A 9,715-nucleotide genomic window follows, 5' to 3' on the forward strand; every position below is an offset into this window, starting at 1 on the left:
CCGTCGGTATCACCGACCACGCCCAGAAGACGCTCGGTGACATCGTCTTCTTCGAGCTGCCCGAGGTCGGCAGGAAGGCCGAGGCCGGGCAGCCCGTCGGCGTGGTGGAGTCCGTGAAGGCGGCCTCCGACCTGTTCAGCCCGCTCGACGGGGAGATCGTCGAGGTCAACGCCGACGTCGTCGACGACCCCGAGATGGTCAACGCCGAGCCGTACGACATGTGGCTGTTCAAGATCAGGACCAAGGGTGGGGCCTCCAACGGGCTGCTGGACGCCAAGGCGTACCAGAAGCTCATCGCGGAGTGACTCCACGGGGGGGCGCCCGCGGTGATCCGCCGGTGCCCCCCGGTCTGCCCGGCGCTCAGCCCTTCACCGGCCTGACCGCGTGCCTGCGGCGCGGTTTGGGGGCGTCCAGCAGGCTGACGCCGTTGTAGACACGGCTGTTGATGAAGAGCGCGGGAGTGACGGCGAACGTGACGAAGGCCGCGACGACGCTGACCGGGAACAGGGTCGGCAGCGACTGCCCCTCGGGCAGGGTCTTGCCGCCCTCGTGGACGACGTAGCCGAGGGCCGCGAAGAAGACGATCGCGCAGAGGGCCGCCAGGGTGCGCAGGACGATCCTGGTCCGGCGGGCGCGCGCCTCGGTGCGGACCTCGGCCAGCAGGGACGCGTCACAGACGGGGCAGGTGAGCTCGACGGTCTGCTTGCCGGCCTGCGGGCGGCGGACCCGGAAGACGTTGTCCTTCCAGATCATGGTGCGGGTGCGGACGAGGAAGCCCGTCACCTTGTCGCTGAGGATGTGGCGCACCGCCACCTCGACGGTGCCCGGTATCGGTCTGTTCATGTACGCGTGGGTCTCCTTCGTCGCACGGCCCGGCTGGGGCGCAGGGGTCACATAGTGTCCGGTGTGCGACGAAGGGGACTCAACGGTCCCCGGAAGGCTTTGCCTTGATCATGCCTTCCGGGTAAACCAGCAGCTTGTTACGGGAGTTGGCGCTGCCCTGCTAGAGCTTCTCGATCACGTAGTCGATGCACGTGGTGAGCGCCTCGACGTCCGCCGGGTCGATCGCCGGGAACATCGCGACGCGCAGCTGGTTGCGGCCGAGCTTGCGGTAGGGCTCGGTGTCGACGATGCCGTTGGCGCGCAGCGCCTTGGCGACGGCGGCCGCGTCGATCTCGTCGGCGAAGTCGATCGTGCCGATGACCTGGGAGCGCTTGGCCGGGTCGGAGACGAACGGCGTGGCGTACTTCGACTCCTCCGCCCAGGTGTAGAGGCGGGTCGAGGAGTCCTTCGTCCGGGCCGTGGAGAAGGCGAGGCCGCCCTGGCCGTTGAGCCACTCCAGCTGCTGGTTCAGCAGGAAGAGGGTGGCGAGGGCCGGGGTGTTGTACGTCTGGTTCTTGCGGGAGTTGTCGATCGCCGTGGGGAGGCTGAAGAATTCCGGGACGTGCCGGCCGGAGGCGTGGACGCGCTCGGCGCGCTCGATCGCGGCCGGGGAGAAGACGCCGATCCACAGGCCGCCGTCGGAGGCGAAGGACTTCTGCGGGGCGAAGTAGTAGACGTCGGTCTCGCTGACGTCGACCGGGAGGCCGCCCGCGCCGGAGGTGGCGTCCACGAGGACGAGCGCGCCCTCGTCGGCGCCCGCGACCCGCTGGATCGGCATGGCGACACCGGTCGAGGTCTCGTTGTGGGTGAAGGCGTAGACGTCGACGCCCGCCTCGGCCTGCGGCTCCGGGTGGGTGCCCGGGTCGGAGGCGATCACGGTGGGCTCGGCCAGCCAGGGGGCGAGCTTGGCCGCCTTGGCGAACTTGGACGAGAACTCGCCGAAATTGAGGTGCTGGGACTTGTTGTCGATCAGTCCGTGGGTGGCGACGTCCCAGAAGGCGGTGGAGCCGCCGTTGCCGAGGACGACCTCGTAGCCGTCCGGGAGGGAGAAGAGGGCGCTGATGCCCTCCCGGACCTGCCCGACCAGGTTCTTGACCGGGGCCTGGCGGTGGGAGGTGCCGAGGAGGGAGGTACCGGTGGCGGCCAGCGCGTCCAGCGCCTCGACCCGCACTTTGGAGGGACCCGCGCCGAACCGACCGTCCGCGGGCTTGATGTCAGCAGGAATCTGGATGTCAGCCACGACTCGGAGGGTATCCGGTGGGTGAAACGGGACGGAACCGTGTCCGTCCGATGAGACGAGATCACCACGCCCTGGACTTGTGAGGTTGTACGACGATACGGGCGCGGTTGTGGAAAAGATTCGGTGACTGTGTGTGATCGGATGCATCCTGGACGCATGACGGAACTGGCGGGATTCGAGGCGGAACTGCGGGGGGCCGTCCGGGGCGAGGTCGGCTTCGACGTCACGTCCCGGGCGCTGGTCACCATGGACGCGTCCAACTACCGGCGGGTCCCGGCGGGGGTGGTGGCCCCCCGGGACGCGGACGACGTGACCGCCGTCCTGGAGGTGTGCCGCGGCCACGGGGTGCCGGTGGTCGCGCGCGGTGGGGGCACGTCGATCGCGGGGCAGGCCACGGGCACCGGCGTGGTGCTGGACTTCACCCGGCACATGAACCGCCTGGTCGACCTGGACCCGGCCACCCGTACGGCCGTCGTCCAGCCGGGGCTCGTCCTGGACCGCCTCCAGGAGGCCGCCGCCCCGCACGGCCTGCGCTTCGGCCCCGACCCCTCCACGCACAGCCGCTGCACCCTCGGCGGCATGATCGGCAACAACTCCTGCGGCTCGCACAGCGTGGCCTGGGGCACCACCGCGGACAGCGTCCATGAACTGGACGTGATCACCGCGCGCGGCCGGCGGCTGCGGCTGGGGCGGGACTGGGCCGGGGCACCGGACGGGCTGCGGGACCTGGTGGCCGGCGACCTGGCCCGGCTGCGCACCGGCTTCCCCGACCTGCCCCGCCGGATCTCCGGGTACGCGCTGGACGCCCTGCTGCCCGAGAAGGGCGCCGACGTGGCCCGGTCCTTCTGCGGCAGCGAGGGCACGCTGGGCATCCTCACCGAGGCGACCGTGCGTCTCGTCGCGTCGCCGCGGGTGCGTGCGCTGGCCGTCCTCGGGTACGCCGACGAGAGTGCGGCGGCGCAGGCCGCGGCCGGACTGCTCGCCTTCTCACCGCTGACCGTGGAGGGCATGGCCGCCGACCTGGTGCCGTCCCCGGCCGGGCTCCCGCGGGGCGGCGCCTGGCTGTTCGTGGAGACGGGCGGCGAGACGGCCGCCGAGGCCCGCGCGCGGGCGGAGACGATCGTCCGGGCGGCGGACGTCCTCGACGCACGTCTCGTCACCGACCCGGCCGGGCAGCGCGCACTGTGGCGCATCCGGGAGGACGCCTCCGGTACGGCGACCCGGATGCCGGACGGCACCGAGGCCTGGCCCGGCTGGGAGGACTGCGCGGTGCCGCCGGCCCGCCTGGGCGCCTACCTGCGCGACTTCAGGAGCCTGCTGTCGGCTCACGGCCTGCGCGGCACCCCGTACGGCCACTTCGGGGACGGCTGTATCCACGTCCGCATCGACTTCGACCTGCTCGGCGAGGCGGGGGTGGCCCGCTTCCGCCGCTTCTCGGAGGAACTGGCCGAGGTGGTGGTGGCGCACGGCGGCTCGCTCTCCGGGGAGCACGGGGACGGCCAGGCGCGGGCCGAACTGCTCCCCAGGATGTACGGGCAGGAGACGGTGGCGCTGTTCGAGCGGGCCAAGGACGTCTGGGACCCGGACGACCTCCTCAACCCCGGCATGCTGGTCCGCCCCGCCCCCCTGGACACGAATCTCCGCTTCTCCGTCCTCCCCCGCGAACCGGTGGCCGTGACCTTCGGCTACCCGTCCGACGGCGGTGACTTCACGGCGGCGGTCCGCCGCTGCGTGGGCGTGGCGAAGTGCCGTACGACGACGGTGTCCGGCCCCGCCGTCATGTGCCCGTCCTTCCGGGCGACGGGCGAGGAGGAGCACTCGACGCGCGGCCGGGCCCGGCTGCTGCACGAGATGCTGGCGGGCGACCTGGTGACGGACGGCTGGCGCTCCACGGAGGTCAGGGACGCCCTCGACCTGTGCCTGTCCTGCAAGGGCTGCCGCTCGGACTGCCCGGTCGGGGTGGACATGGCGACCTACAAGGCGGAGTTCCTGCACCACCACTACGAAGGGCGGCGCCGGCCGGCCGCCCACCACAGCATGGGCAGGCTGCCGGAGTGGCTGCGTCTGGTGGCCGGCACCCGCACGGCGGCGGTCGTCAACGCGCTCGCCTCGGTGCGCCCGCTCGCGGCGGCGGCCAAACGCCTGGGCGGCATCGCACCGGAGCGGGCGGTCCCGCGCCTCGCGAGGGAGCCGTTCAGCCGCTGGGAGCGGCGCCGGCAGCGGAAGCGGCTGCGGCACCGGGCGGCGCGGGCGCGAGCGGGACTCCGACCGGAGCTGCCCACCCGCACGGTCTTCCTGTGGCCGGACACCTTCACCGAGCACCTGTCACCGTCCGTGGGCCGCGCCGCCGTACGGGTGCTGGAAGCGGCAGGCACAGAGGTCCTGGAACTGCCGGCGCGCCGACCGAACGCACGAAGGCCGGACAACGGCGAGCCACGGGCCGCCGTCCCCTTCTCCTGGCCCGCCCGCCGAACCCGCCCCTGCTGCGGCCTCACCTACATCTCCACGGGCCAACTGGACCGGGCCCGCAAGGTACTGAACCGGACGCTGGACCTCCTGGAGCCGCTTCTGCTCCTGCCGGAGCCGTCACCCGAAGCGGCGGACGAGTCCCCGTCGCCGCCGTTCGTCGTCCTGGAGCCCAGCTGCGCCGCCGCTCTCCGCGGCGACCTCCCGGAGCTGCTGCCCGACGACCCGCGGGCCGCCCGCCTCGCCGCGAGGGTGCTCACCTTCGCGGAGGCCCTGGAACGCCTGGCGCCCGACTGGACCCCGCCCCGCCTGCACCGCCCGGTCGCCGGCCAGACCCACTGCCACCAGCACGCGGTCCTGGGCGACGCCCCCGACCGCCGCCTGCGCGAGGCCGCCGCCCTCACCGGCGACCTGGCCGGCGGCTGCTGCGGCCTGGCAGGGAACTTCGGCTTCGAGAAGGGGCACTTCGAGGTGTCGAGAGCATGCGCGGAGGAACAACTGCTGCCGGCGGTACGGGACGCGGCCCCGGACACGCTGATCCTGGCGGACGGTTACTCCTGCCGCACCCAGCTGGAACAGCTGGCGGGGGTACGGGGCCGCCACCTGGCGGAGGTGCTGGCGGAGGGCCTGGAGGGAGACGGAATTGACGAAGAAGACTGAGCTGGACCGGGTCGCGGTCCTCTCCGACATCCACGGGGTGTTACCGGCGCTGGAGGCGGTCCTGGCGGAGCCGGACGTGGCGGGGGCCGACCGCATCGTCCTCACCGGCGACATCACGGCGGGCCCGCAACCCGCCGCGGTGATCGACACCTTGCGCGAGCTGGGTGACAGGGTGCTGTGGCTGTCGGGGAACGCGGACCGGGAACTGGTGGAGTACCGCAGGGGCGAGCGTACGGAGATCCCGGACCCCATAGGCGTGTTCGCGGCGAACGCGCTGACCGAGGCCCATGTCGACTTCCTGGCCGCCCTGCCAGGGACGGTGACCCTGGGCATCCGGGGCCTCGGCCGAGTCCTGTTCTGCCACGCGACTCCCCGCGACGACGAGGAGATCGTCCTGGTCGACTCGCCCCTGGACCGCTGGGCGGAGGTCTTCGCCACCCTCGACCCGGACATCGAAGCCGTCGTCTGCGGTCACACCCACATGCCCTACGTCCGTCTCGCCCACGGCCGTCTGGTCGTCAACCCGGGCAGCGTGGGCATGCCCTACGGCCGCCCCGGCGCCCACTGGTGCCTCCTCGGCCCCGGCACCGACCTGCGCGTCACGCCGTACGACACGGCGGCGGCGGTGACCCGCCTGGTGCGGGAGTGCGCCTACCCGGAGATCGGTCAGTGGGCGGACTACTTCCTCCACGCCCGCGCGACGGACACGGAGGTACTGACGACCTGGACCCCGAGGACTGCTTCATAAGCTGACTCTCAGCTTCTCAAGAGAACTCTCAGGTTCGGGGCCGTTATACAGCTGTTACCCAGGTATTCACAGCGCCTGTTTGCCGTTGGCGAGCCGACTTTGCCGTTGCTTGGGATCCGGGCCGTGTAAGTTCGTCGATGTCGGGCGGCGGGGATTGCCGAGGATGACGATCCAAAATCCCCGTACGTTGCCCCCAGAGAATTCTCGCACCATCCGCACCACTTGCACTTCGAACTCTCAAGGAGTCGGAATGAGCCTCAAGAAGCTCGCCCCGCTGCCCCCCAAGCCCAAGAAGCAGCTGCCCCCGCCCCCGCCGCCGAAGCCCAAGAAGAAGGCTCCGAAGCCGGCTCCGAAGCCCATCCAGGGTCCGGGTCAGGACAACTGACGCAAATTTGAAAAGGACCGACGGTGCGCCGTCGGTCCTTTTCGCTTCCTGAATTCCAGTAATTCCGGCGCCGGAGAGCGGAGGTAGTGTGCAATGCGCGTGAAGGAGAGTGAGGGCACGGAATACGAGTACGAAGTCGACGGCTCGGAATACGAGGAGGAGGACGACGAGTACGAGGATGACGACGGGCACACGCCCACCATCCCGGCCCGCACCGCGTTCCGCCGCTTCTGGCCGCTCACCAGGGGCCTGCGCCGCTGGCTGGTGATCGTCTGGGTGTGCACGGTGATCGCCGCCCTCGCCGAGACCGAGGCCATCCTCCTCTTCGGCGACCTCACCGACCACGCCCTGCAGAAGGGCTCGCTCAGTGCCTTCTGGAGCCCGGCGGCCCAATGGCTGGGCGTCGCCGTCGTCGGCGCGATCGTCGCCTACGCCGGCAACTCCCTCGCCGCCTGGACCACCGAACGCTTCGTGCTGCGGCTGCGCGAACACGTCTTCGACCACGTCCAGCAGCTGCCCCCGCACTTCTTCCAGCGCCACCGCCAGGGCGACCTGCTGTCCCGGCTGACCAGCGACGTCGACACCATCGAGACCCTGGTCGTGTCCGGGCTCGTGGGTGCCGCGTCCGCCCTGTTCAGCGCCGTCTTCTACGCCGCCGCCGCGTTCTGGCTGCGCTGGGACCTGGCCGCCGCCACCTTCGTCCTCGCCCCGCTGTTCTGGCTGGCCGCGCGCCGCTTCTCCGGCTCCATCAAGGACGTGTCCAGGGAGGGCCGGGCCGCCGACGGCGCCATCACGTCCGTCGTCGAGGAGTCCCTCGGCAACATCGTGCTCACCCAGGCGTACGACCGCCGGGACGCCGAACGCCGCCGCCTGAACGAGGAGGCGAACGCCTGGTTCCGCGCCTCCGTCCGCTCCACCCGTCTCAACGAGGCCTACGAACAGCTCGTCGCGGTCATCGAGACCGTCTGCGTCCTCGCCGTGATCGGCATCGGCGCCTGGGAGATCTCCACCGGCCGCATGACCCTCGGCCAGCTCCTCGCCTTCTCCGCCTTCCTCGGCTACCTCTACCCGCCCGTGCGCGGCCTCGCCCAGCTCGGCCTCACCGTCACCGCCGCCACGGCGGGCGCGGAACGGCTGATCGAGATCCTCGACGTGCGGCCCTCGGTCACCGACCCGCGCCGCGGCACCGACTCCGGCCGGCCCGACGGCGCCGTCGAGGTCCGCGACGTGGGCTTCCGCTACCCCGGCGCCGACAGGACCGCCCTGGAGGGCCTCTCCTTCGCCGTCAGCCCCGGCGAACTCGTGATCATCACCGGCCCCAGTGGCGCCGGCAAGTCCACCGTCTCCAAGATGCTGCTCCGCTTCTACGACCCGGACAGCGGGCAGGTGCTCCTCGACGGCGTCCCCGTCCGCGACTTCCCGCTGGCCCGGCTGCGCGAGTACATCACCCTCCTCCCCCAGGAGACCCTCGTCCTGCACGACACCGTCCGCGCCAACATCGCCTGCGGCCGGCCCGGCGCCAGTGACCAGGCCATCGAGGACGCGGCGAAGGCGGCCGACGCGCACGACTTCATCGTCCGGCTCCCCGACGGCTACGACACCAGGGTCGACCCCAACTCGGCCCGGCTCTCCGGCGGTCAGCTCCAGCGCCTGGCCATCGCCCGCGCCATCCTGCGTGACGCCCCCGTCCTGGTCCTCGACGAACCCACCACCGGCCTGGACGCGATGGCCGCGCGCCGCGTCGTCAAGCCGCTGCGCCGCCTGATGACCGGCCGTACGACCATCATGATCACCCACGACCTGAACCTCGCCCCCGACGCCGACCGCATCCTCGTCGTCGACGGCGGCCGCGTCGTCGAGACCGGCCGCCACGACGAACTCCTCGCCCGCGGCGGTGCCTACTCCCGGCTGCACCGCTCCCAGAACAACGCGATCATGGACACCGGTGAACTGCGCCTGCCGCTGTTCGTGGAACACGGCGGTGCGGCACCCATGGCAGATGCCGTGGGAGTTGGGGCGCCCCAGGGTGACGGGTACGCCTACCAGCAGCCGTACGGGGACACGTACGACTACAACGTGGACGCGGCCGCGGGGCTGTGGCCCCGGCCCGCGTACGAAGCCGGCGCGCAGCCGATGCCCGTACCGGGCGAGTACGGGGCGGCCGTGCCCACCGCCCTCCCCGACGGCCGTCCCCTGTTCCGGGACGAGGAGCCCTGGCCCGGCATCTGAGCCGCGGACGGGCCGCACCTCAGGTGAGTGCCCGTCACATGCGCCTTGTTACACACCTATTGCACAGGAGATCTTCAATAGTTCTCCACTTGGTTCGTAGGCTGCATACGCCAATGGGCCCGGCCGGGGGCGACTCGCCGGGCCCCTCGCAATCCCAGGGGGGATTCACATGCGTATACGTGTCGCGGCCACCGCTCTGTCCGGTGCGGTCGCACTGTCCGCGCTCGTCGTCCCGGTGGCCGCCCAGGCGGCGTCGGGCCCGAGCGCGAAGGCGCAGCTCAGCTCCTTCTCCGCGAAGTCCGTGTCCGCCGGGCACGCCGCGGACTCCGCGCGTACCGTCCGGCCGAAGACCGGGATCGGGACCATCACCTTCTCGAAGGGCGTCGTCAACGGCGGCAAGGACATCGTCCTCGGGACCACCACCAACAAGTCCGTCACCGCGACCTACACCGCCACCAGCTCCAGCGGAGTCGCGGTCACCGAGGCCTTCCTCTGGCAGGGCACCGACCCCTCCAGCACGGACACCATCACCGGCGCCCTGGGCACCGACGACGACCCGGTCTGCACCGAGTCGACCACCCAGACCGGCGTGTACAGCTGCAAGGCCGTCTTCAACATCCATGCGGCCACCGACCTGAAGAACAACGGCGTCGCCGGCACCTGGAAGCTCGCCATCGGCGGCTACGACCTCAACGCGAGCGCCAGCTTCGACGACAACATCGGCACCGGCAAGATCAAGAAGGCGTCCAAGCTGACCGTCGACGCCACCCCGGAGCCGGTGAAGAAGGGCAGGACCATCACCGTCACCGGCAAGCTGACGCGCGCCGACTGGAACACCGGCAAGTACACCGGCTACGCGTCGCAGAAGGTGCAGCTGCAGTTCCGCAAGAAGGGCAGCAACACCTACACCACCCTCAAGACCGTCACCACCGGCACCGGCGGCGCCCTGAAGACCACCACCAAGGCGACCGTCGACGGGTACTACCGCTACTCGTTCGCCACCAACGCCACCACCGGCGCCGCCACGGCGACCGGCGACTACGTCGACGTCAGGTAGTCCCCTCCGTAAGAGGCTCCCGTTCCGGAAGCAGCTCCATCCGGCCAC

General features: G+C 71.2%; 8 protein-coding genes. 6 read left to right on the forward strand and 2 right to left on the reverse strand.

The window, feature by feature from the left end; all coding sequences use genetic code 11:
• Positions 1-305: glycine cleavage system protein GcvH (gene gcvH, locus ABZ646_RS32060; RefSeq protein WP_360526607.1), on the forward strand; the 305-nt coding region annotated here is incomplete at its 5' end.
• A gap of 55 nt (positions 306-360) precedes the next feature.
• On the opposite strand, the gene ABZ646_RS32065 is transcribed toward gcvH, so the two are convergent.
• Positions 361-843, reverse strand: a complete 483-nt coding sequence (locus ABZ646_RS32065) for a hypothetical protein (RefSeq protein ID WP_360526610.1) — start codon at positions 841-843, stop codon at positions 361-363.
• A 160-nt stretch (positions 844-1,003) separates the two neighbouring features.
• Positions 1,004-2,122, reverse strand: a complete 1,119-nt coding sequence (gene serC / locus ABZ646_RS32070) for a phosphoserine transaminase (RefSeq protein WP_360526613.1) — start codon at positions 2,120-2,122, stop codon at positions 1,004-1,006.
• Between the two features lie 156 nt (positions 2,123-2,278).
• Here serC and ABZ646_RS32075 point away from each other — a divergent pair, with 156 nt between their 5' ends.
• The 5 genes from ABZ646_RS32075 (at position 2,279) to ABZ646_RS32095 (ending at position 9,667) form a co-directional block, all read left to right on the forward strand.
• On the forward strand, positions 2,279-5,248 hold the full coding sequence (locus tag ABZ646_RS32075; protein ID WP_360526616.1) for an FAD-binding and (Fe-S)-binding domain-containing protein: 2,970 nt from the start codon (positions 2,279-2,281) through the stop codon (positions 5,246-5,248).
• Positions 5,232-5,996, forward strand: coding sequence for a metallophosphoesterase family protein (locus ABZ646_RS32080; protein ID WP_360526619.1), 765 nt, complete (start codon positions 5,232-5,234; stop codon positions 5,994-5,996). The genes ABZ646_RS32075 and ABZ646_RS32080 overlap by 17 nt, the downstream gene beginning before the upstream one ends.
• Before the next feature lie 250 nt (positions 5,997-6,246).
• Positions 6,247-6,381 carry a hypothetical protein gene (locus ABZ646_RS32085; protein WP_360526622.1) on the forward strand — a complete coding sequence of 45 codons (135 nt, stop codon included), beginning with the start codon at positions 6,247-6,249 and terminating at the stop codon, positions 6,379-6,381.
• Positions 6,382-6,474: 93 nt separating this feature from the next.
• Positions 6,475-8,610, forward strand: coding sequence for an ABC transporter ATP-binding protein (locus ABZ646_RS32090; RefSeq protein WP_360526625.1), 2,136 nt, complete (start codon positions 6,475-6,477; stop codon positions 8,608-8,610).
• 169 nt (positions 8,611-8,779) lie between these two features.
• On the forward strand, positions 8,780-9,667 hold the full coding sequence (locus tag ABZ646_RS32095; protein WP_360526628.1) for a hypothetical protein: 888 nt from the start codon (positions 8,780-8,782) through the stop codon (positions 9,665-9,667).
• Positions 9,668-9,715 lie beyond the last annotated feature (48 nt).

Source organism: Streptomyces sp. NPDC007162 (assembly GCF_040634175.1).
Lineage (GTDB): Bacteria > Actinomycetota > Actinomycetes > Streptomycetales > Streptomycetaceae > Streptomyces.

Bases quoted from the DNA above. Each gene is read 5' to 3' on its own strand.
- ABZ646_RS32085 (WP_360526622.1), top strand. From the start codon at position 6,247: ATGAGCCTCAAGAAGCTCGCCCCGCTGCCCCCCAAGCCCAAGAAGCAG.
- ABZ646_RS32095 (WP_360526628.1), top strand. From the start codon at position 8,780: ATGCGTATACGTGTCGCGGCCACCGCTCTGTCCGGTGCGGTCGCACTG.
- ABZ646_RS32090 (WP_360526625.1), top strand. From the start codon at position 6,475: ATGCGCGTGAAGGAGAGTGAGGGCACGGAATACGAGTACGAAGTCGAC.
- ABZ646_RS32065 (WP_360526610.1), bottom strand. From the start codon at position 843: ATGAACAGACCGATACCGGGCACCGTCGAGGTGGCGGTGCGCCACATC.
- ABZ646_RS32075 (WP_360526616.1), top strand. From the start codon at position 2,279: ATGACGGAACTGGCGGGATTCGAGGCGGAACTGCGGGGGGCCGTCCGG.